The following is a 20851-nucleotide window of genomic DNA, read 5'->3' as shown; positions in this document are numbered from 1 at the left end:
TTGAGGCTCATACCGTCACCCCCGCCGCGCTGCGGCCCATGAAGCGCCGCGACAGGCGGTCGAAGGCGAGGTAGATCACCGGCGTGGTGAACAGCGTCAGGAGCTGGCTGAGCAGGAGACCGCCGACCAGCACCAGGCCCAGCGGCTGGCGCAGCTCGGCGCCGGAGCCGCTGGCGAACATCAGCGGGATGGCGCCGAACAGCGCGGCCAGGGTGGTCATCAGGATCGGCCTAAAGCGCAGCAGCGCCGCGCGGTGGATCGCCGCCCGCGGCTCCATGCCTTGCTGGCGCTCGGCCTCCAGGGCGAAGTCGATCATCATGATCGCGTTCTTCTTGACGATGCCGATCAGCAGGATGATGCCGATGATCGCGATCAGCCCCAGGTCGTTGCCGGAGAGCAGCAGCGCCAGCAGCGCCCCCACCGCGGCGGAAGGCAGCGTGGAGAGGATGGTGATCGGGTGGATGTAGCTCTCATAGAGCACGCCAAGCACGATGTACATGGTGACGACGGCGGCGAGGATCAGCAGCAGGGTGCTCGACAGCGAGGCGCGGAACGCCTCGGCGGCGCCCTGGAAGCGGCTCTCGATGCCATTCGGCAGGCCGATCTCCTGCTGCACCCGCTCGATCGCCGCCACCGCCGCACCGAGCGAGACGCCCGGCGCCAGGTTGAACGACAGGGTCACCGCCGGGAACTGGCCGATATGGCTGAGCACCAGCGCCGCCGCCCGCTCCTCGATGCGCGCCAGCGAGGACAGCCGCACCTGACCGCCCGCGGCGCTGGCCACGTGCACCTCGTCCAGCGCCGCCGGACCCAGGCGGTCGACGGCGCGGCTTTCCAGCACCACCCGGTACTGGTTGGCCTGGGTGTAGATGGTCGAGATCTGCCGCTGGCCGAAGGCATCGTAGAGCGCGTCGTCGATGGCGGAAACGGTCACCCCGAGGCGCGCGGCGGCGTCGCGGTCGATGCTCAGGTAGACCTGCAGGCCGCGGGTCTGCAGGTCGCTGGCCACGTCGGTCAGCTCCGGCAGCTCGTCCAGTGCCTCGACCAGCTTCGGCGTCCACGTCTCCAGCAAGTCACCGTCCGGCGACTCCAGGCTGAACTGGAACTGGGTGCGGCTGACCCGGTCCTCGATGGTCAGATCCTGCACCGGCTGGAGGAACAGCTGGATGCCCGGCACCGCGGCCAGCTGCGGGCGCAACCGCTCGATCACCTGGCTGGCGGTGACCTCGCGCCCGGCATGCGGCTTGAGGTTGATCAGCAGGCGTCCGCTGTTGAGGGTGACGTTGTCGCCGTCCACGCCGATATAGGAGGACAGGCTGGCCACCGCCGGGTCCTGCAGGATGACCTCGGCCAGGCGCTGCTGGCGCTCGCTCATGGCGCGGAAGGAAATGTTCTGCGGCGCCTCGGAGATGCCCTGGATCACCCCGGTGTCCTGGACCGGGAAGAAGCCCTTGGGCACCGCCTGGTAGAGCAGCACGGTGAAGCCCAGGGTGGCCACGGCGATCAGCAGGGTCAGCGCCTGGTGGCGCAGCACCCAGTGCAGGGCGAGGTCGTAGCGGGCGATCAGGGCCTCGATCCAGGCGCCGCTGGCGCGGTAGAAGCGGCCCTGGCGCTCCGGCGGCGCCTCCGGCTTGAGGAACCGCGCGCACATCATCGGCGTCAGGGTCAGCGAAACCAGCAGGGAGATCAGGATCGACACCGCCAGGGTGATGGCGAACTCGCGGAACAGCCGGCCGACCACATCGGCCATGAACAGCAGCGGGATCAGCACGGCGATCAGCGAGAAGGTCAGCGAGATCAGGGTGAAGCCGATCTGCTTCGCGCCCTTCAGCGCCGCCTCGAGTGGCGTCGCGCCCTCCTCCAGGTGGCGGGCGATGTTCTCCAGCATGACGATGGCGTCGTCGACCACGAAGCCGGCGGCGACGGTCAGCGCCATCAGCGTCAGGTTGTTGACGGAAAAACCGGCCAGGTACATCACCCCGAAGGTGCCGATCAAGGACAGCGGCACGGCGATCGACGGGATCAGCGTGGCCGACAGCTTGCGCAGGAAGACGAAGGTCACCAGCACCACCAGGCCCACCGCCAGCACCAGCTCGAACTGCACGTCGCGCACCGCGGCGCGGATGGTCTGGGTGCGGTCGGTAAGGGGAATCACCTCGAGACTGGCCGGCAGGGTCGCGGCGATCTGCGGCAGCAGCGCCTGGATGCGCTCGACCACCTCGATGACGTTGGCCCCCGGCTGGCGCTGGATGTTCACCAGCACCGCCGCGTTGCGGTTGGCCCAGGCGGCCAGGCGCTCGTTCTCGGCGCCGTCGACGATCTGCGCCACGTCCTTCAGGCGCAGGGTCGCGCCGTTCTGGTGGGAGAGGATCAGGTTGCGGTACTCGTCGGCGGATTTCAGCTGGTCGTTGGCGTCGAGCTGGGACACCCGGGTCGGGCCGTCGAAGTTGCCCTTCGGCTGGTTGACGTTGGAGGCGGTGATCAGCGCACGCACGTCCGAGAGGTTCAGGCCGTAGGTGGCCAGCGCCTGCGGGTCGACCTTGATGCGCACCGCCGGGCGCTGGCCGCCGGCCAGGCTGACCATGCCGACGCCGGTGATCTGCGCCAGCTTCTGCGCCATGCGGGTGTCGACCAGGTCGTTGATCTCCGGCAGCGGCATGGTCGCCGAGGTGACCGCCAGGGTCACCACCGGGGTATCGGCCGGGTTGACCTTGTTGTAGACCGGCGGGGTCGGCAGGTCGTCGGGCAACAGGTTGCTGGCCGCGTTGATCGCCGCCTGCACCGACTGCTCGGCGACGTCCAGGTCCACCTCCAGGCTGAAGCGCAGGGTGATCACCGAGGCGCCGTCGGAGCTGGTCGAGGTCATCTGCTTGAGGCCCGGCATCTGGCCGAACTGGCGCTCCAGCGGGGCGGTCACCGCGCTGGTCATCACCTCCGGGCTGGCGCCCGGATAGAGGGTCAGCACGCGGATGGTCGGATAGTCCACCTCGGGCAGCGCGGAAACCGGCAGCAGGCGGTAGGCGATCATCCCGCAGAGGAAGATCGCCACCATGATCAGCGTGGTGGCGACCGGACGGAGAATGAAGGGGCGCGAAATGTTCATGCGTCGGGCTTCGCTGCCTGCGGCCGGCCGGCCGGCGCGGGCTTGGGCGCCTCGCCGTTGGCCTGGCGCTTGTCGTCGATCACCTCGACCTTGCCGCCGTCGCGCAGGCGGTCGGTGCCTTCCAGCACCACCCGCTCGCCGGCGCTCAGACCCTGCTCGATCAGGGTGGTGGTGCCGTCGCCGGGGCCGGCGGTCACGTAGCGCAACTGCACCTTGCCGTCACTGTCGACCACGTAGACGAAGGTGCCCTGGGAGCCGAACTGCAGTGCCGCCGCCGGCGCCAGCGTGGCCTGCTGGCGGGTGGTCACGCGCAGGCGGACGTTGACGAACTGGTTGGGGAACAGGCGCTGCTCGGCATTCTCGAAGCGCGCCTTGAGGCGCACGGTGCCGGTGGTCAGGTCGATCTGGTTGTCCAGACTCTCCAGCTCGCCCAGCGCCAGACGGTTGCGCTCGCTGCGGTCCCAGGCCTCCACGCTCAGGCGCTGGCCGGCGTGCAGCTGCTCCAGCACCTGCGGCAGCTCGCCCTCGGGCAGGGTGAAGCTGACCGAGATCGGCAGGGTCTGGGTGATGGTCACCAGCGGCGTGGTGTCGCCACTGCTGACCAGGTTGCCGACGTCCACCTGGCGCAGGCCGAGACGCCCGGCGATGGGTGCGCGCACCTGGGTGTAGTCCAGGTTGACCCGAGCCTCCTCGACCGCCGCCTGGTTGGAGCGCACCGTGCCCTGGTACTGGGCGACCAGCGCCTCCTGGGTATCGAGGGTCTGCTTGGCGACGGAGTCCTCGGCGTACAGGGTCTTGTAGCGGGCCAGGTCGATCTCGGCGTTGCGCAGCTGCGCGCGGTTCTGCTGCAGGGTGCCTTCGGCCTGCTTCAGCGCCGCCTGGTACAGGCGCGGGTCGATCACCGCCAGCAGGTCGCCGGCCTTGACCTGCTGCCCCTCCCGATACAGCACCTTGACCAGCTCGCCGTCGACCCGGGAGCGCACGTTCACCGTGTTGTAGGCGGTGACCGTGCCCAGCGCCCTGAGCTCGACCGGGAAGTCGCCCTGCCTCACCTCGCCCACCCGCACCGGCACCGATCCGCCGAAAGGCCCCCCTGGCCCGCCGGGACCGCCCGGCCGCCCCATTCCCGGCCCACCCGCCCCCGGACCGGCCGCCGTCGGAGCGGACGGTGCCCAGAGGCCGGACAGCGCCGACCACTGCCACCAGGCGGCCAGCGCGCCGACGACGAGCAACGCCAGCACCCCGTAGAGCCAGCGGCGGCGGGGAGCGGGAGAAGGAGGATTCAGGTTCGGTTCGGACATGACGGACAACCACTTTCAAGGGAGGCAGAACGATAAGTAGTCACCTCAACCAAGCAAAGGGTTTTTACGGCTCATTTACACTGTGCCGGCGACGGCCTCGCCCATCGCCCGGCCCCGCCCCACGAAACATGGCCGCGTGCTCCACCACCACAGCAACACCAAATGATGCAATTGCCGGAAGCCGCCCGACACGGCCTCATGTCGCTGCCGGATAGAATGCTGCACAGAACGAGACCACGCCCGATATAGGGAACCGACATCCATGCCCGTTTTCTCTCTCGCCCCCAACGCGCAAATGCCGCCCGGCGCCCTTCGTCGGGATTCTGCTGTCGGCGAGCGCGGCCATCCTGACCGCACTGTCGGCATTCATGGCCTAGCACCTTGCACACGCAAGGGACTCAGTTTTCTTTGTCCCCCTCGGGGGCTCGTTCACCCTAACACCGCCCCGAACCTTCGATCAGCTGGCGAACCTCTTTGCTCCCGCGACACAGACCACTGCGCCAAACGTCACGAACAACATCATCCCGTTCACTGTCTCGTGAAGAAACAGCGTCGCAAGGCCGAGACCCAAGAAAGGTTGGAGCAACTGCAACTGGCCGACCGCTACGATGCCGCCCTGCGCCAAACCGCGGTACCAGAATACGAAGCCGATCAGCATGCTGAACAAGGAGACGTAGGCGAATCCGAACCAAGCAGGCGCTTTTACATCGTCGAATGACGTCGGCATGGTGAGCAGAGCAATCGGGAGCATGACAGGCAACGACAGTACCAGCGCCCAACTAATGATCTGCCATCCTCCGATTTTGCGAGACAGACGTGCGCCCTCGGCATAGCCGAGACCACACACGACAATTGCAGCCAGCATCAACAAGTCGCCCTGGAGGGATATCTCGACTTCCCCCAGCATGGCGTAGCCAACGACGAGGCCACTGCCAAGCATCGAGAACAGCCAGAAGGCCGGCTGGGGACGCTCACCACCACGGAGCACGCCGAAGATCGCGGTGCAAAGCGGCAAAAGCCCCACGAAGACGATCGAGTGGGTGGATGAAACATATTGCAGAGCCAACGCGCTCAGCAGCGGAAAGCCGACGACGACTCCCAAGGCGACGAGCGCCAGCGAGGGAACGTCTTCAAAGTCTGGCCGACGCTGTCGAAATGCGAGCAGAAGCGTCAAGCCAAGCAGGGCCGCAATGGTCGCGCGTGCACATGTCAGAAACGTCGGGTCGAAATCAATGACCGCAGCGCGTGTCGCCGGCAGCGAGCCGGCAAAGATCACTATCCCAATGAAACCGTTGATCCATCCACTCGACGCTTTGTCCATCGTTTACCCCCTTTGTGTTGCCCCTCAGTGGAGCACAGGGGGTATTGGATCGCCCAAGCACAATCCAGAACGATTTAAAATAACTGTTATGTATATGTTGGCAGTACAGTTGAGGGCGAAGAAGGTGAAACGAAGCAGGACACGGATTGATGCCGTCATGGATGCGGTCCGGGCGAAAATTGCGGCTCGCACCTATTTGCCAGGAATGCGGCTGCCTTCCGTGCGCGCGCAGGCGAAGGCCATGCAGTTCTCGATTTCAACCGTCGTTGAGGCCTATGAGCGCTTGGCAGCAGAAGGCGTAGTTTGCTCTCGTCCAGGATCGGGCTTCTATGTATCTGGGCCCGTCGCGCCGCTTGCACTGGCAGAGATCGGCCCCAAACTCGATCGAGAGATCGATCCGCTATGGGTCTCGCGCCAATCGCTTGAGACGGACGCAACGTTGCTCAAGCCCGGATGTGGCTGGCTTCCCGCCTCGTGGATGTATGAGGCCGGGATGCGCCGAGCGCTGCGGGCGGTTGCGCGGGCCGACACTTCGGTGCTCGCGGACTATGGCACGCCGCTTGGTCTCCCGGCGCTGCGTCAGCTTCTTGCCCGACGCATGGCCGCCAGCGACGTCGAAGCGCCTCCCGAGCAGATCATGCTGACCGAATCCGGAACGCAGGCCATCGATCTCATCTGCCGCTTTTTGTTGGAGCCGGGTGACACCGTGCTGGTTGACGATCCTTGCTACTTCAACTTCCACGCCTTGCTGAGGGCGCATCGAGTGAAGGCCGTAGGCGTCCCCTACACTTCGAATGGACCGGATGTAGCAGCGTTCGGCGCGGCCTTGCAAGAGCATGCCCCCCGGCTCTACATCACCAACTCCGGAATCCACAATCCCACCGGCGCGGCGCTCTCATCCGTGACGGCTCACCGGCTATTGAAGCTTGCCGAAAGCTCGGACCTTGTGATTGTCGAAGATGACATCTTCGCCGATTTCGAGCTGAGTCCGGCGCCCAGGCTGGCTGCCTTCGACGGCCTCTCGCGCGTGATCCATATCGGCAGTTTCTCCAAGACGATCTCGGCCTCGTTACGATGTGGCTACATTGCCGCACGTGCCGACTGGATCGACAGCCTCACCGACCTCAAGATCGCAACCAGCTTCGGAGGCGGGAGACTGGCCGCCGACGTCTTACTGAAAGTGCTGACCGACAGCGGCTATCGCAAGCATATGGAGGCGGTTCGGGGCCGGCTTGCGGAGGTGATGGGGAAGACCATCACCCGACTCGAAGCAATTGGCATCACGCCCTGGCTCGTCCCTCGGTCGGGAATGTTCGTCTGGTGTCGGCTGCCGGAGGGAGTTGATGCTGCCAGCATTGCCCGCTCATGCTTGAAAAATGGGGTGGTGCTGGCACCGGGCAACGCTTTCAGCCAATCACTGAGCGCAGGCAACTTCCTGCGCTTCAATGCCGCGCAATCCACGGACGCCAGAGTGTTCGATGTACTGGCGCGAGCATTGTCCGAATAGTGAATCGCCCTGGGTTTCCCAGAGGCTTCCTGGCAGCACTTCTATCCCGTCGGCGCGGCCGAACGCTGGGAATACAAAGTCGCCCACTCGCAAGTCGCCCGGGCAAGCGCCCTGCTCCAGGACGGACAGGAAGCCGACGGCCGCTACCTGCATGCCATCGAAGACGCAACCGAATCCTGAAGATCCGCCGCAGCGAGTGAGCCCGTCACTCATTGCCCGGCGAAATATTCCCGGGTCAGCCTGAGCACCACCGGGCTAAGCAGCAGCAGCGCGACTAGGTTGGGAATCGCCATCAGGCCGTTGAGGGTGTCGGCCACCAGCCAGGCGAAGTCCAGCTGGGCGATGGCGCCGAAGGGAATCGCCGCGACCCAGATCAGCCGGAACGGCAGGATCGCCCGGGTGCCGAAGAGGAATTCCCAGCACTTCTCGCCGTAGAAGCTCCAGCCGAGCACGGTGGTGTAGGCGAAGATCACCAGCGCCAGGCTGAGCAGCGCCGCGCCGAAGCCCGGCATGGCCGACTCGAAGGCCGCCGCGGAGAGCGCCGCGCCGCTCTTGCCGCTGGTCCACACGCCGGAGCTGAGGATCGCCAGGCCGGTCATGCTGCAGACGACGAGGGTGTCGATGAAGGTGCCGAGCATGCCGATCAGCCCGGAGCGCACCGAGCTGGTGGTGGTGCCGGCGGCCTGGGCGATGCCGGCAGTGCCGAGTCCGGCCTCGTTGGAGAAGATGCCGCGGGCCACCCCATAGCGGATCGCCGCCATCACCGCCGCGCCGGCGAAGCCGCCGCTGGCCGCCGCCGGACTGAAGGCGTGCTCGAAGATCAGCGCGAAGGTGCCGGGCAACGCCTCGGCGTTGACCACCAGCACCACCAGGGCGGCGGCCACGTAGGTCAGGCACATGAAGGGCACCAGCGCCTCGGCGACCCGGCCGATGCGCCTGATGCCGCCGAGGATCACCAGCGCGGTGACCGCCATGGTCGCCAGGCCGGTGCCCCACATCGGCACCCCGAAGCTGTCCTCCAGGGCATGCGCCATGCTGTTGACCTGCACCATGTTGCCGATGCCGAAGCCGGCCAGCCCGCCGAACACCGCGAAGGCGCCGCCCATCCAGGCCCACTTCGGCCCGAGACCGTTGCGGATGGCGAACATCGGCCCGCCGACGTGCTCGCCGCGCCCGTCGCGCTCGCGGTAGTGCACCGCCAGCACCACTTCGCAGTACTTGGTGGCCATGCCGACCAGCGCGGTGCACCACATCCAGAACAGTGCGCCGGGACCGCCGAGGAAGATCGCGGTGGCCACCCCGGCAATGTTGCCGGTGCCGACGGTGGCCGCCAGGCAGGTCATCAGCGCCTCGAACGGGCTGATCTCGCCGGTCGCGCTCGAACCCCTGGCGCGCCCCTGCCAGAGCAGGGCGAAGCCGGTCGGCAGACGCCGCCAGGGCATGAAGCGCAGCACCAGCAGCAGGAACAGCCCGGTGCCGAGGATCAGCACCAGCATCGGCGGCCCCCAGACGATGCCGTTGAGCGCGTTGACCAGATTGTGGATGGACTCCATCGGAAGGCTCCTTCGTTGTTGCGCGGCGGATTGAGCCGCCAATGGAAGCACGAAGCGGACCAGCACGCACGGCTCCGGCGGCGCTCGCCGCCGGGCCGCGCGTCATCAGAAGTCGCGCTTGTAGAAGATGTCCAGCGAGCTGGCCAGGCCGCTGGCCGCCTCGAGGTACAGCCGGCGAGTCAGCTGGTAGCGCAGGGCGATGCTGTTCAGCGGCTCGAACACGCCGACCCCGTAGATCAGGCTGAGGCGCTCGGAAAGCTTGCCGCTGGCCACCACGCTGGTGTCCGTGCCGGTGCCCTGGGTGCCCACCTCGAACTCCTCGATGCCGAGGCTTTCCGCCAGGCTGCCGGTGAACGAGGAGCTGCCGGCCAGGCCGAGGCCGAGCGCGGCGCGGGCCAGCAGGGCGCTGTCGCCGCTGTCGCTGCTGCCCGGCGCGCGGCCCAGCAGCAGGTAGGAGAGCGCCTGCTCCTGGCCCATCGCCGGCTCGCCGAACACGTCGGTACGCGGCTCCAGGGCGTTGCCGCCGACCCGCAGGCCGGCCACCACATCGCCGACCCGGCGGATCGCCTCGATGTCCAGGTAGGGCTGGTCGATCGGGCCGATGAACAGCAGGCGCGCCCGGCGAATGTCCAGGCGCTGGCCATAGGCGCGGTAGCGGCCCTTGTCCAGGCTCAACTCGCCGCGGGTGTCGAGGTTGTCGCCGATGTGCAGGTGGCCGGCCAGCTCGGCGGTCAGGCCGAAGCCGCTGAAGGTCAGCTTGTCCCGGCCGACCTCGACGTCGATGTCCATGCGCATCGCCAGCTTCCGCCGCGGCTCGACCTCGCGGCCGGCCACCACCGCATCCTCGGAGACCCGGACGGTCGAGGCCGGCAGTTCGCGCAGGGTGATCGCCCCGCGCGGCACCCGCAGCTTGCCGCTCAGGGTCAGCTGCCGGTCGGCCGCAGCGCCGGCCAGGCGCACCTGCAGGTCCGGCTCCACCTCCAGCTCGGCATAGGGCTGCACGCTCACCGGCAGGCGGCTGCCCTGGATGCGCAGGTCCAGTGCCAGCGCCTGGCGCCAGTCCAGGGTGCCGTCGAGGCTGCCACGGCCATGCTCGCCGCTGCGCCAGCCGCCGTTCAGGCGCAGGCTGTCGCCGACGATCTGCACCTGCAGGGCGAGATCCTCGATGCGAGTCGGCAGGTCGCTGCCGGCCAGCAGCCCGCCGCGCAGCTCGAGGCGACCGTCGATCTGCGGCTGCAGCAGGCTGCCGCGCAGGCTGCCGCTGCCGTCGAGCCTGCCGGCCAGTTCCTCGACCGGGCCGGCGAAGGGGCGCAGCACCGCCAGGTCCAGCCCGCGCAGGGCGAACTGGCCGGAGAGCGGCTTGTCCCTGCCGCGCGGATCGATCTGCGCACGGACCTCCAGCTCGCCCAGCTGCGGCCCGGCGAAGGCCAGGCGGCTGTCGATGCGCTGCGGCTGCAGGCGGCTGTCGAGCACCAGCTGGCGGTAGGGGAACTCCTGCCAGCGCCCCTTGTTGCGCAGGCGCAGCACGCCGTTGCCGGCGTCCAGACGGATCTGCCCGCTGGGCCCGGCGGCCGGCAGGTCGAGCTGCAGCTCGCCGTTCAGCCGGCCCTGCCAGGCGAAGTCCTGAGGCCACCAGGCGGCCAGGCTGTCCAGCGGAAAGTCGCGCAGCCGGTAGTTCAGTCGCGGCTCGGGCAGCAGCCGCTGGTCCTCGCCGCAGAGGCTCGCCGAACCGGAGCGCCAGCAGTGCGCAGCGAGGTGCAGCCGGCCGTCGGCCAGCCGCTCGAGGCGCGCCGGAGCCTGCAGGCGCCAGTCCTGGCCACCGCTGCGCACCTGGCCGCGGCTCAGCCGGCCGCGCCAGTTCCAGCCCCGCGCCAGCTCCTCCAGACGCCCGTCGAGGGCCAGCGCCAGCTCCAGTTGCGGGCCGTCGAGGTCGAGGGTCAGCGTCTGGCTGCGCCGGTCGCCCTGCCCCAGCACCTGGAGCCGCCCCAGGCGGGTATCGCCGGACTGGATGCCGTCGGCCTTCAGGGTTACGCGGCCGCGCTGGGCAGCGTCGAGCTGGGCGTTCAGCGCCAGGCTGTCCAGGCGCCGCTCGTCCAGACGCAGCCGGCGGCCGGCCAGATCCAGTTTGCCCTGGGGGGCCTGCAGCGTGCCGGCAAGTTCGAGACGCCCGTTGGCGCTGCCCTGCAGACCCGGCCAGAGCTGACCGAGCTGCGGCAGCGCCAGCTCCAGCTGCCCCCTGAGGTGCGCGTCGAGCCGCCCGCTGCCGTGGATGCGGTTGTCGCCCAGGCGCAGGTCGAGGCTCGGCACGTCCCAGGCGCCATCCGCGCCCTTCGCCTCGAGCAGCAGGCGCGCCCGCTGGCCGCGCAGCTGGCCGGTCAGGTCGGCAGCGGCGTCCAGCTGCAGACGGCCGTCGCGGTATTGACCCCGGCTCTTCAGCGGACCACCGAGGCGGCCGGCCAGCTCGGCGAGCCAGTAGGCGGGATCGAGGTCGCTCAGCTGCAGGTCGGCATTCCAGCCGAAGCCATCGGCGAAGCGCAGGCCGAGCACGCCCTGCACCCGCCCCTGGCCGGCGACCAGCCTGAGCTGCGGCAGGTGGAGCTGGGTAAAGTCGCCGCTCAGCGGGCTGGCCAGGCTGAAGGGACCGGCCGGCCCCTCGAGGGCGGCGTCGAAGTTGCCGAGATAACCACCGTCGCGGTAGGACAGCTCGCCGGTCAGGCGCTTGAGACTCACCGCCGGCTCAGCAATCGCTGGATAGAGCCGCCGCCAGGGGAAGTCCCGCCAGTCGATGCGCAGCTCGCCGGCCAGTCCCTCGCGCCAGTCCAGGCGGCCGGCCAGGTCGACGCGCTGCCTGTTGCCGGCATCCAGGCGGAGCGTCGCGAGCTCTGCGCCTTCGGCCGTCACCCGCCCCTGCAGAGCCAGCGCCACGGCACCGCCCTCGCCCGGCAGGCTGGCATCGCCCTTGACCGCATAGCCCTCCTGCAGGTCGCCGTCAAGGCTGAGTTCGAGCCGCTCCAGACGCAGGGTATCCGGCAGCCCGGCAGCCGCCTTGAAGCCGTCGGCGGTCAGGGTCAGGCTGGCCGGGACCTGCTCGGCGAGCGGCCGGAGATCGCCGCTCAGCCGTCCTGTCAGGTAACCCTGGCTGTCGGCCTGCAGCCGCAGGCGGTCCTGCAGATCGCCCTCCACCTGCAGGCTCAGCTCCCAGGACTGGCCCTCCGGTGCCGGCAGACGCAGGCTGCCGCTCGCCGTCAGCGCCCAGCCGGCCGTCGGCAGCAGGCGGCCCTGCAGGTCCAGCGCCAGCTCGTCGCGGCGGGCCTCCAGCGTATCGATGCGGATGCCTTCGGCGCTCCAGTGCGCCGCCAGATGCAGGCCCTGCGCCTGTTCGCCGCCGTTCAGCAGCAGGCGGCCGACCCGCACCTCGCCGAGGCGGATCTGCAGCGGCAGCTTCAGTTCCGGCAGTTGCAGCGGCCCGCCCGCCCCCTCGTCTTCGCCCGGCGGCAAGGTGAGGCTCACCTGCCCGGCCACCAGCCGGTCCACGCAGAGGGTCAGTCCCAGCAGGCAGGCCGGTCGCCAGGCGAACTCGACCTCGCTCAGCTCGACAGCCTGCCCGTCCTGCCGCCAGCTCAGCCGTCCGGCCTGCCAGCTGCCGGCGAGGCGCCCGGAGAAGTCCTCCACCAGCAGCCCCGGCACCTGATCGAGCAGCCAGCGGCTGCCGGCGCCCGTGCCGAGCAATCCACCCAGAACAGCCAATAGCAGCGCCAGCCCCAGCAGCAGGCCATACAACCCCAGTCTCAAGCCCTTCATAGCTCCGGCCCCATGGAGAAGTGCAGACGAAAACTGCCGTCGTCGAGGCCGTGGGCCACGTCCACCCGCAGCGGACCGACCGGCGACACCCAGCGCACGCCGAAGCCCACGCCGGTCTTGAGATCGGGCGAGGTCTCGGAATTGAAGGCGTTGCCCTGGTCGATGAAGGTGGCGATGCGCCATTTGTCGCGCAGCGCATACTGGTATTCCAGGCTGCCGGCGATCATGTAGCGGCCACCGATGTGGTCGCCGTCGGAGTTGGTCGGCGACAGCGTCTGGTACTCGTAGCCGCGCACGCTCTGGTCGCCGCCGGCGAAGAAGCGCAGCGACGGCGGCACCGTGGCGTATTCGTCGGTGAAGTTGCCGCCGACCTGCAACCGGCCGAGCAGGCGGTGGCGGCCGGCCAGGGTGGTCAGCCCCTTGAGCATCGCGGAGCTGTAGAGCAGGTTGGCGTCCGACAGCAGGCCCTCGCTCGCCGCGGCCATCTCCACCTGCAGGCGATAGCCGCGGCTCGGGTCGAGGGGATGGTCGCTGTTCAGGTAGGAATAGGCCACGCCCGGCAGCAGCAGGGTGCTCAGGCCGTTGTCGCTGCCGTAGCGGTAGTCCTCGCGCTGCCATTTCAGCGAGAACACCTGCTGCCAGCCGTTGTCCAGCCGGCGGTGCCACTCCGGGCCAACCTTGAGTAGCCGGCTGCGGGTGTCGGTGTCGGCCAGTTCCTCGTACTGATAGCCGCCGACGAAGCGCAGCTTGTCGGTCATCGGCGGGTCTAGGGGAATGTCGTACCAGAAGCCGACGTTCTGCTTGGGCTGCGACAGCTCCATTTCCGCGCCGTAGCTGTGCCCCTGGGGATTGGCCCAGTGGCGCGTCCAGTTGAGCCGCCCGCGCGGGCCGACGTCGGTGGAGAAGCCGGCGCCGATGCCGAAGCTGCGCGGCTTGCGCATGTGCAGCTGGACCAGCACCGGCACCACCTGGCCATTGACGCCGGCAGGGCTGGCGTCGACCCGCACGCCCTCGAAGTAGCCGCGCGCCTGGAGGTTCTGCTGCAGCCTGGCGATCAGCTCGGAGTCGTAGGGCGCGCCGGCCTCGAAGGGCACCATGCGCCGCATGAAGGCCTCGTCGAATGGCGTTTCGCCCTCGAAGACCACCTCGCCCAGCCGGTAGCGCGGCCCGCTGGCATAGACCAGCTCGATGTCGGCGACGCCGGCGGCCGGGTCGATGAACAGGCGCTGGCGGGTGAAGCGGCCGGCGAAGAAACCGAAGCGTGACGCCTGGTTCTGGATCAGCTTCTTGGCGCTCTCGTAGCGGCCGTGGTTGAGCTGGGCGCCAGGCCTGAGACGGCGGCCCTGCGGCACGCGGAACGCCTCGAGCTGCGCCGCCGGCCCCTCGATGCGGATCTCGACGCGGCGCAGGCGTACCGGCTCGCCGGGGAGCACGCGCAGGAGCAGGGTCGGCGGAGCGCCGGGACGGACCTCGCTGGAAATCTGCGCATGGTAGTAGCCGAGCGCCTCGGCCGCGCTGCGGGCCTGCGCCTCGGCGGCCGGGGCGAGACGGCGCAGGGCCTGCTCGTCGCGCTCGCCGAGTTCGCCGACATAACCCTCGATATTGGTTCGCAGGCTGGCGCGGGCCGGCTCGACCTGCACCTCCAGGCGGGCCTGGGCGAACACTGCAGAAGCGCAGAGCAGCAGGCCCAGAAACGTCCCTGTATGGATGAAAACTCTCATGGGCAAGGATGCTAGCACGGCTGTTCGAGCGCTCCGACCGCTCTTACCAAGCGTTTACACGGCACTCGCGTGCCGGTCAGGCATCCGTTTCCGCCAGCGGCTGCGGGCTGGGGTGAAAGAGGATGTGCTCGTGCACCGGTCCCAGCTCGACCAGACCGACCTCCTGATAACCCTGGCGCTGGAGGAACTCCAGATAGTGCGGATCGCCGGTGTCGAGCACGATGCCGCGCGAGTTGCTGTCGCCGACGCACCAGCGGTGCAGGGCCCCGAGCAGCTGTTCGCCGTAGTGCATGCCCTGGAACTCCGGACGCACGCCGATCAGCGGCAGCATGTGGTAGGCGCCCGGCGGCAGGCAGGCGATCACCGCCTCGTGGTAGTCCAGGTAGCGCCGGGTGCAGCGAAAGCCGGCGGTCAGCAGCATGCGCATCCGCCAGCTCCAGCTTTCAGTGATTTCCAGCCGGCGCTGCGGCGGGGAGATCAGCGCCACGCCGATCAGCCGCTCGCCGAGCAGCAGACCGAGCGCCGGCAGGTCGTCGGCGAAGTGGCGCGACAGCAGCTCGCGCACGGTGGCGCGCACCCGCTGGTCGTAGCCGGGCCGGTCGGCCTCGAACAGGTAGGAGAAGGTCGGCGTGCGGCGGTAGGCGTGGTAGAGCAGCGAGCAGGACTCGCGCAGGTAGCCCCCGTCGATGAGCCGGACTTCGGCAGGCGCGGTCATAGGCAGGGCCTCCTGGCAGCGGTTCGTTTCCCCTTCCTGCACGTTAGCACCGGGCTCCGGCAGCCGCCAGGCAGCTGGCCCGGCCGCGCGGTGATCGGCTAGCATGGCGGCCCCGCTTCGAACCGGCAGTCCCCCATGAAGATCGTCTCCTTCAACATCAACGGCCTGCGCGCCCGCCCGCACCAGCTCTCGGCACTCATCGACAAGCACCGGCCGGACGTGATCGGCCTGCAGGAAACCAAGGTCGCCGACGAGCAATTCCCCCGCGAGCAGATCGAGGCGCTCGGCTACCACGTGCACTACCACGGGCAGAAGGGCCACTACGGGGTCGCGCTGCTCTCCCGGCAGCCGCCGCTGGAGGTGCAGAAGGGCTTTCCCGAGGACGGCGAGGACTCGCAGAAGCGCTTCATCTGGGGCACCTACGCCGACGCCGGCGGGCAGCCGGTCACGGTGATGAACGGCTACTTCCCGCAGGGCGAAAGCCGCGCCCATCCGCTGAAGTTTCCCGCCAAGACGCGCTTCTACGCCGACCTGCAGGCCCTGCTGGAAAGCCGCTTCGCCCCCGACCAGCCCCTGGCGCTGATGGGCGACTTCAACATCGCCCCGGAGGACGGCGACATCGGCATCGGCGCGGAGAACGCCAGGCGCTGGCTGCGCACCGGCAAGTGCAGCTTCCTGCCGGAGGAGCGCGAATGGATGGCCAGGCTCAAGGGCTGGGGCCTGCAGGACAGCTTCCGCGAACTGCACCCGGAGGTCTGCGACCGCTTCAGCTGGTTCGACTACCGCAGCCGCGGCTTCGAGGACGATCCCCGGCGCGGCCTGCGCATCGACCTGATCCTCACCTCCCGCGCCCTGCGTCCGCGCCTGCGCCAGGCCGGCGTGGACTACGAACTGCGCGCCATGGACAAGCCATCCGACCATGCGCCGGTCTGGCTGGAACTCGACTGATCGCCGCAGACCGTGACCGGCTTCACAACTGGGCACACTGGTCGGCACCGTCGATCGACCGTCACATAACCGCAACCAAACAGACTTATTCTCGCGCGACCCTCCCCCCTGTGTAGTAAGAAGGTGCCCTTCCCATGTCGCGCGCCCTGCCTGTGCCTGCCCGATTCCCGCGAAGCCCTGCCCGTTCCCTGCTGATCGCCCTGCTCTGCTCCAGCCTGCCGTGGAGCGCGGGGGCTGCCCAGCCCAAGCCTGCCACGCCGTCCCCCGTGCTGCGCATCCAGGGTTCCAACACCATCGGTGCCGAACTCGGCCCGGCCCTGGTGGTCGGCCTGTTCGAGCAGCAGGGCCTGCGCGAGGTGCGTGTCGAGAACGGCGCGCAAGCGAACGAACAGCGGGTCGTCGGCCTGGATGCCCAGGGCCGCCAGGTGCTGGCGGAAATCAGCGCCCACGGCTCCAGCACCGGCTTCGCCGCTCTGCAGGACGGCAGCGCCGATCTCGCCGCCTCCTCGCGGCCGATCAAGGACAGCGAGGTCGCCGCACTGACGGCGCTGGGCGACCTGCGCAGCCCGGCGGCCGAGCAGGTGATCGCCATCGACGGCCTGGCGGTCATCCTCCATCCGGACAACCCGCTGCGCGCGCTCAGCCTCGAGCAGTTGGCCCGGGTGTTCGCCGGCGAGCTGAAGACCTGGGAAGAACTCGGCGGTCGCGGCGGCGCGATCCAGCTGTATGCCCGCGATGCCCAGTCCGGCACCTTCGACACCTTCAACGAACTGGTGCTCAAGCCCCAGGGCAAGACCCTCGCCATCGGCGCCAGGCGCTTCGAGTCGAGCAGCCAGCTGTCCGCCTCGGTCAGCCAGGATCCGGCAGGCATCGGCTTCATCGGCCTGCCCTACGTGCGCCAGGCCAAGCCCCTGGCGATCTCCTCCGGCGACTCCCGGCCGATGCCGCCCGAGCCCGCGCTGATCGCCACCGAGGACTATCCCCTGGCGCGGCGCCTGTTCCTCTACAACCCGCCGCAACAGCCCAGCGCTTGGACCAAGGCCCTGGTCGAGTTCGCCCACAGCCCGCGCGGCCAGGAGGTGGTCGCGAAGAACGGCTTCATCGCCCAGAAGGTACAGGCGGTACACGTCGCCCCCCACGCCGGCATGCCGCCGAGCTACCTGCAGCTGGCTCGCGAGGCCAATCGCCTGTCGGTGAACTTCCGCTTCCAGGAGGGCAGCGCCCTGCTCGACAACAAGGCCCTGCGCGATGTCGAGCGCGTGCTCGCCTACCTGCGCGAGAAGGGCAAGCTGGAGAATTCGGTGGTGCTGGTCGGCTTCGGCGATCCCAAGCAGGACAGCGAACGCAGCGCCCTGCTGTCGAAGCTGCGGGCAATGGCGGTGCGCCGCGAACTGGCCAAGGGCGGCGTGACCTTCCGCGAAATCACCGGCCTCGGCGACGCCCTGCCGGTGGCCGCCAACAGCGGCGAGGAAGGCCGGATCAAGAACCGCCGGGTCGAGGTCTGGGTGTACTGACTCCAGCGGCGGCGAGGCGCCCGCCCGGCGCCCCGCCCGAACCACTCAGCCGTTGCCGGCCTCCTCCGGCTCCTCGACCATCTCCAGGCTCAGCCCCTGCCAGGCGCTTTCCCCGCCTTGCTTGTCGGCGCCGGCTACCCCGCCGTCGCGGTGCAGCTTCAGCTGGAGGCGCACGTTGTTCGCCGAGTCGGCGTTCTTCAGCGCCTCCTCCTCGCCGATGGCGCCCTCGTTGACCAGCTCGATCAGCGCCTGGTCGAAGGTCTGCATGCCGAGGTTGCGCGACTTCGCCATGATCTCCTTGATCTCGGACAGCTCGCTGCGCTTGATCAGGTCGCGCACCGTCGGCGTGCCGAGCAGCACCTCCACAGCGGCCCGGCGCTTGCCGTCCTGGGTCTTGACCAGGCGCTGGGAGACGAAGGCCTTGAGGTTGTTGCCCAGGTCGTTGAGCAGCTGCGGGCGGCGCTCCTCGGGAAAGAAGTTGATGATGCGGTCCAGCGCCTGGTTGGCGTTGTTGGCGTGCAGGGTGGAAATCGCCAGGTGGCCGGTGTCGGCGAAGGCCAGGGCGTGCTCCATGGTCTCGCGGTCGCGGATCTCGCCGATCAGGATCACGTCCGGCGCCTGGCGCAGGGTGTTCTTCAGCGCGGCGTGGAAGCTGCGGGTGTCCACCCCGACCTCGCGCTGGTTGATGATCGACTTCTTGTGCCGGTGCACGTATTCCACCGGGTCCTCGATGGTGATGATGTGCCCGCCGCTGTTGCGGTTGCGGTAGTCGATCAGCGCCGCCAGGGAGGTCGACTTGCCCGAGCCGGTGCCGCCGACGAACAGCACCAGGCCGCGCTTCTCCATCACCACGTCGAGGAGGATCTTCGGCAGCTTGAGGTCCTCGAAGCGCGGGATGTCCAGCTTGATGTTGCGCGCGACGATGGACACCTCGTTGCGCTGCTTGAAGATGTTGATGCGGAAGCGGCCGATGTTCGGCAGGGAGATCGCCAGGTTCATTTCCAGCTCGCGCTCGAACTCGACGCGCTGCTCGGCATCCATCAACCCCTCGGCGATCTTCGCCACGGCGCCCGGCTGCAGCGGCTCCTGGCCGAGCGCCTTGAGCACGCCGTTGAACTTCGCGCAGGGCGGCGCGCCGGTGGACAGGTAAAGGTCCGAACCGTCCTGGGTAGCCAGGACTCTCAGCATCGATTGAATATCCATGGAATAAGTCCGCGAGGCATATGTCGTTCAAAATCAAACGGTTGTCAAACCGGCTCGCGGCACTCTAGCCAGCCCCTCCGATCTGGCACAATGCGCAGACTTCCAAGTTGAGGACTCCTTCTATGGCCAAAGCGATGGCACGTCACATTCTGCTCGGCAGCGAGGCCGAAGCCGCGCAGTTGAAGCAGCGCCTGGCCAGGGGCGAGGACTTCGCCCAGCTAGCCCGCCGCCATTCGCTCTGCCCCTCGGGCAAGCGTGGCGGCGACCTCGGCGAGGTCCGTCCGGGGCAGATGGTGCGCGCGATCGACCAGGTGATCTTCAGGAAGGCCCTGCGCGAGATCCATGGCCCGGTGAAGTCGCAGTTCGGCTATCACCTGGTGCAGGTGTTCTATCGCGACTGAGGGGCGCTGCCCGCCGCCTTTGGGGCGATCAGCGAACGCCTTTTCCGGTCAGGCGCTTCCAGCGCCGGCATTCGGGGACGAATCAATCATCCGCGAACCACTCATCGGTTGCGCCGCTCTCAAAATAGTTGTCTGATGACATACCTCACCAGAGCATCCAGCCCGGAAAACCCCAATGTCCCGCGAGCCTTCGGCACCGCCCGTCCAGGGCAACACCCTGCAGATCCTTTCCATCGTCTGCCTCACCTTTCTCGGCTTCATGAGCATCGGCATCCCCATGGCCGTCCTGCCGGGGCTGATCCACCACGACCTGGGCTTCAGCACCCTGATCGCCGGCCTGGTGATCGGCCTGCAGTACCTGGTCACCCTGCTGGTGCGCCCGTTTTCCTGCCGGGTGATCGACAGCGCAGGTCCCAAGCCGGCCCTGGTCTACGGGCTGATCGGCTGCGCCCTGGGCGGCCTGCTGATGCTGCTGGCCACGCTCTGGCCGGCCCTGCCGCTGCTCAGCCTGCTCGCCCTGGTGCTCAGCCGCCTGGTGCTGGGCGCGGCCCACAGCGTGCTTGGCGCCTCCGCGATCGCCTGGGGCATCGGCCAGGTCGGCAGCGCGGGTACCGCCCGGGTGATCTCCTGGAACGGCATCGCCAGCTATGGCGCGATCGGCCTGGGTGCGCCGCTCGGGGTCTGGCTGGTGGAGCGCTACGGCCTGCCCTGGATGGGCGCCAGCGTGCTGCTGATCGCCCTGTGCGGACTCGCCCTGGCCTGGCGCAAGGCGGGCGTGCCGGTGGTCGTCGGCGAGCGGCTGAGCTTCATGAGCGTGCTCGGACGGGTCAGCCCCTACGGCCTGACCATGGCCCTGGGGACCCTCGGCTACGGCACCATCGCCGCCTTCATCACCCTCTACTACGACAGCCGCGGCTGGTCTTGGGCGGCATACGCGATGACCGCCTTCGGCCTGAGCTTCATCGCCGCCCGCCTGCTGTTCGCCCAGGCGATCGACCGTCTCGGCGGCTACCGGGTGGGCATCGTCTGCCTGCTGGTCGAGGGCGGCGGCCTGCTGCTGCTCTGGGCGGCGCCCGGCCCGCTCTCGGCCATGCTCGGCGCGGGGCTGAGCGGCTTCGGTTTCTCGCTGGTGTTTCCCGCCCTCGGCGTGGAAGCGGTGAAAAGCACACCGGCATCGAACCGCGGGGCGGCGATCGGCGCCTATTCGCTGTTCCTCGATCTGGCGCTGGGCGTCGCCGGCCCGCTGATCGGCCTGCTGATCGGCAGCCACGGCTTCCGCTCGATCTTTCTGGTCTGCGCGCTGGCCTCCTTCCTGGGCCTTGGCCTGACCCTGGCCCTGCAGTACCGCAGCACCCGTCAACCCAGCGAAGCCGAGACGGAACTGGCGACGGTCGAGGTGGATTAGCGCCCCAGCCGACCGGAAAGCCTCAGTGCCGCCGCTCCGGCCGCGCCAGTCCCAGCTTCTCGATGCGGGCTGAAGTTGAACTGGGGACAGCAGGGCTTCAGGTAAGTGGCATTGCCCGGCGTCGCCGCCTCGACGGTGCCCGGCATGACGAGGCCAGCCACCGAAGTTGCCAGCACAAGGGCCCGCATATCGAAGATCCGGCGGCATCGAGCGCTGCGCACCGTCGGACGTGCAGGATCATTATTGTTCATCTGAAGCTTTCCCTAGGTTCTGTTGACGTATCAGCGTAGCCATAGCAGAGCAGCCGCAAAGGCCAGCATTCCCTTGAAATGGCTGGCCTTCTTCTCATAACGTGTGG

14 protein-coding genes are annotated in these 20851 nt (G+C 68.5%); 5 read left to right on the top strand and 9 right to left on the bottom strand.

The window, feature by feature from the left end; translation table 11 throughout:
* Positions 1-7: 7 nt before the first annotated feature.
* From EV691_RS13255 to EV691_RS13245, 3 genes are all read right to left on the bottom strand, one after another.
* A complete protein-coding gene (locus EV691_RS13255) occupies positions 8-3103 on the bottom strand; it encodes an MdtB/MuxB family multidrug efflux RND transporter permease subunit (RefSeq protein ID WP_131297389.1) in 3096 nt (1031 codons plus the stop codon).
* Positions 3100-4404 (bottom strand): MdtA/MuxA family multidrug efflux RND transporter periplasmic adaptor subunit, encoded by a 1305-nt coding sequence (locus EV691_RS13250; protein WP_131297388.1) that lies wholly within the window; start codon positions 4402-4404, stop codon positions 3100-3102. The genes EV691_RS13255 and EV691_RS13250 overlap by 4 nt, the downstream gene beginning before the upstream one ends.
* A gap of 457 nt (positions 4405-4861) precedes the next feature.
* Positions 4862-5725 carry a DMT family transporter gene (locus EV691_RS13245; protein ID WP_131297387.1) on the bottom strand — a complete coding sequence of 288 codons (864 nt, stop codon included), beginning with the start codon at positions 5723-5725 and terminating at the stop codon, positions 4862-4864.
* Positions 5726-5849: 124 nt separating this feature from the next.
* On the opposite strand from EV691_RS13245, the gene EV691_RS13240 reads away from it, so the two are divergent.
* Positions 5850-7232: an aminotransferase-like domain-containing protein gene (locus tag EV691_RS13240; protein WP_131297446.1), complete on the top strand. Its 1383-nt coding sequence runs from the start codon at positions 5850-5852 to the stop codon at positions 7230-7232.
* Between the two features lie 209 nt (positions 7233-7441).
* Here EV691_RS13240 and EV691_RS13235 read toward each other — a convergent pair whose 3' ends face one another.
* The 4 genes from EV691_RS13235 to EV691_RS13220 form a co-directional block, all read right to left on the bottom strand.
* The gene (locus tag EV691_RS13235) at positions 7442-8785 is read right to left on the bottom strand and encodes an alanine/glycine:cation symporter family protein (protein WP_131297386.1); all 1344 of its coding nucleotides are present in this window, start codon (positions 8783-8785) and stop codon (positions 7442-7444) included.
* Between the two features lie 105 nt (positions 8786-8890).
* Positions 8891-12586, bottom strand: a complete 3696-nt coding sequence (locus EV691_RS13230; protein WP_131297385.1) for a translocation/assembly module TamB domain-containing protein — start codon at positions 12584-12586, stop codon at positions 8891-8893.
* A complete protein-coding gene (locus EV691_RS13225; protein WP_165496515.1) occupies positions 12583-14307 on the bottom strand; it encodes an autotransporter assembly complex protein TamA in 1725 nt (574 codons plus the stop codon). Before EV691_RS13225 ends, EV691_RS13230 begins: the two co-directional genes overlap by 4 nt.
* Before the next feature lie 76 nt (positions 14308-14383).
* The gene (locus EV691_RS13220) at positions 14384-15022 is read right to left on the bottom strand and encodes a GNAT family N-acetyltransferase (RefSeq protein ID WP_131297384.1); all 639 of its coding nucleotides are present in this window, start codon (positions 15020-15022) and stop codon (positions 14384-14386) included.
* Positions 15023-15157: 135 nt separating this feature from the next.
* Here EV691_RS13220 and xthA point away from each other — a divergent pair, with 135 nt between their 5' ends.
* Together xthA and EV691_RS13210 are read left to right on the top strand one after the other, a co-directional pair.
* Positions 15158-15970 (top strand): exodeoxyribonuclease III, encoded by an 813-nt coding sequence (gene xthA / locus EV691_RS13215; protein ID WP_131297383.1) that lies wholly within the window; start codon positions 15158-15160, stop codon positions 15968-15970.
* Between the two features lie 134 nt (positions 15971-16104).
* Complete coding sequence (locus EV691_RS13210) at positions 16105-17484, top strand: substrate-binding domain-containing protein (RefSeq protein ID WP_131297382.1); 1380 nt, start codon at positions 16105-16107, stop codon at positions 17482-17484.
* 45 nt (positions 17485-17529) lie between these two features.
* Here EV691_RS13210 and EV691_RS13205 read toward each other — a convergent pair whose 3' ends face one another.
* Positions 17530-18687: a PilT/PilU family type 4a pilus ATPase gene (locus EV691_RS13205; RefSeq protein WP_131297381.1), complete on the bottom strand. Its 1158-nt coding sequence runs from the start codon at positions 18685-18687 to the stop codon at positions 17530-17532.
* 122 nt (positions 18688-18809) lie between these two features.
* Here EV691_RS13205 and EV691_RS13200 point away from each other — a divergent pair, with 122 nt between their 5' ends.
* Together EV691_RS13200 and EV691_RS13195 are read left to right on the top strand one after the other, a co-directional pair.
* The gene (locus EV691_RS13200) at positions 18810-19088 is read left to right on the top strand and encodes a peptidylprolyl isomerase (RefSeq protein ID WP_039803822.1); all 279 of its coding nucleotides are present in this window, start codon (positions 18810-18812) and stop codon (positions 19086-19088) included.
* 175 nt (positions 19089-19263) lie between these two features.
* On the top strand, positions 19264-20493 hold the full coding sequence (locus EV691_RS13195; protein ID WP_131297380.1) for an MFS transporter: 1230 nt from the start codon (positions 19264-19266) through the stop codon (positions 20491-20493).
* Here EV691_RS13195 and EV691_RS13190 read toward each other — a convergent pair.
* Positions 20490-20744 (bottom strand): hypothetical protein, encoded by a 255-nt coding sequence (locus EV691_RS13190; RefSeq protein WP_131297379.1) that lies wholly within the window; start codon positions 20742-20744, stop codon positions 20490-20492. The two genes, EV691_RS13195 and EV691_RS13190, sit on opposite strands and share 4 nt — an antisense overlap.
* Positions 20745-20851 lie beyond the last annotated feature (107 nt).

This window comes from Azotobacter chroococcum (assembly GCF_004339665.1).
Taxonomy (GTDB): Bacteria; Pseudomonadota; Gammaproteobacteria; order Pseudomonadales; family Pseudomonadaceae; genus Azotobacter; species Azotobacter chroococcum.
The sequence above is the reverse complement of the archived record's forward strand: the minus strand, read 5'-3'. Positions and strand labels throughout refer to the sequence as shown.